1 protein-coding gene and 1 pseudogene are annotated in these 1,869 nt (G+C 65.2%); one reads left to right on the forward strand and one right to left on the reverse strand.

Annotated features, from left to right (window positions below; all coding sequences use genetic code 11):
* Positions 1-256 precede the first annotated feature (256 nt).
* Positions 257-1,111: a CAP domain-containing protein gene (locus ACZ7HQ_RS45255; RefSeq protein WP_471003432.1), complete on the reverse strand. Its 855-nt coding sequence runs from the start codon at positions 1,109-1,111 to the stop codon at positions 257-259.
* Between the two features lie 508 nt (positions 1,112-1,619).
* Between ACZ7HQ_RS45255 and ACZ7HQ_RS45260 the strand changes: the two are divergent.
* A pseudogene (locus ACZ7HQ_RS45260) lies at positions 1,620-1,869 on the forward strand (hypothetical protein); the annotation flags it as partial.

Here is a 1,869-nt window from a genome sequence, read left to right on the forward strand (position 1 = left end):
GGCGGATTCCTCTACCTCCGCCGCCGCAACACCACCGGAGCCGCCCTCTAAAACAACCCCATAACCCACCTCGGCAACAACGAACGGTCCCTCCCCCGAAACCACGGGGGAGGGACCGTTTCACATCGCCAGAAGCACAGTGAGTCGCGACTGCGGGTGTCCCGCGCGCCGAGCAGGCTCGCTCACCAGCCCTCTGCCGTGGGGGCACAGCCCAGGCAAGCCACCTCACAGCTCGGTCGGCGAAGTTCGCGGAGCGTCAGCTGCTGGTACCGAAGTCCTGAGTCCAGTAGGAGCGGCCGGAGTCGATGCCGATGCCTATCTCGCGGAGGTTGGGATTGAGGATGTTCGCCCGGTGGTTCGGGCTGTGCATCCAGTCGGCCATGATGGCCTCGGGGCTGCCGGTCCTGTGGTGGATGTTCTCGGCCCACATGGACCAGCGGTAGCCGGACCTCTGAATGCGGTCGCCGGGCGACGAGCCGTCGGGGCCGGTGTGCGAGTACAGGCCCGTGCGAGCCATTTCGTCCGAGTGGGCCTGAGCGGCCTTGCTCAGCCGCGTGTTCAGGGTCAGAGGGTGAAGGCCGGCCGCCGCTCGCTGCTTGTTGACGAGCTGGAGAATTTGTTGCACGGCGGCGTTGGTGGGCGCCGCGTGGTGCCGACCGCTCTGCGGTGCGGTGTGGGTGGGCGTCGCATGGCGCTGATCGCCCTGCGGCGTGGTGTTCGTGTTCTGGACCGGCGTGGTGGTGGTGTTCTGTATCGGAGTCCACTGACCGTGCCAGTGTCCGTTGTCGTCGAGCCGCCAGTCACCCTGCCAGTTGCCCTGCCGACCGTGCCATTCCCGCTGGCCCAAAGCGCTGATGACGTCCGAGACGAACTGCGTGCCCTGCTGGTACTGCTGCTGTGCGCCTTGCTGGTACTGCTGCTGCGTGCCCTGCTGGTACTGCTGGGTGGTCTGTGTCCACTGCTGTGTCTGCGATGCGGGGCAGCCGTCGGCGAATGCTCCCGACGCGGCGGCTAAGAGGAAACCGGCAGAAACGGGGGCCATGGCACCGGCCTTCAGCGCTCGCCTCTGCATCGGTGTCAGCTCTTTCGGCTTCTTGTGACGTGCCGTCATTTTTTCCTCCTGTTGGCTAAATGAGTAACCGCCCAAACGGCAAAGGCCGTTCCTGGCGGTTCACACCGTTTCCCCGGGTGCCTGACTTTGCTCCGCGCCGACCTCGGTCGGGAAATAGGCGCACGCAGGCACCTTTTGAGTGCAACAACCTGTCGTACAGCGGCATCACCGCCACGGGAACAGGCCCCGGGGCGAGCAACGGCAGGTTATACGAACATCGTGCATTACGAAAATGTAACAGGCGTCGTTCGGTCTCCGAACCGCCGGGCGGCATCGCACAGATGTTGCTAACGGTCACTCAATTCCCCGTCGTTCACGGTCAGTTCTTATGCGGTCGAGGGATGTCGTGTCCGAGCTTGTGCAGGTGCGGCGCCCATCACGCCGGAGGTGACCCCCGAGCGGCTCATGAAACCCGAAATGGGTGTACTTGCACCTTCTGTGCGTCATGCCTGCGGCCGTCGCGCCCTCTGGTTAGGGGACTATGCATCGATGTGACAGACGAGAACAAATGCTCGAAATCACCCGAAGAAGACTGCTTGGCCTCGGCGCAGGAGCCGCGGCATGGGGCGGACTGGCGGGCTGCGATACACCCGAGACGACAGGCAGGACGAGACGCGAGGGCCACCCCGACGATGGCCGTTCCGGGCACAAGACGAGTCCGTACCGTCCGATCGGGGACGGCTCCACGTCGTTCACGGGCAAGCAGCCGCACCAGCCGGCCAAGCCCGAGCCGCTGGAGGCGGGTCAGACCCCGCCGC

The organism is Streptomyces sp. NPDC037290, from assembly GCF_055603245.1.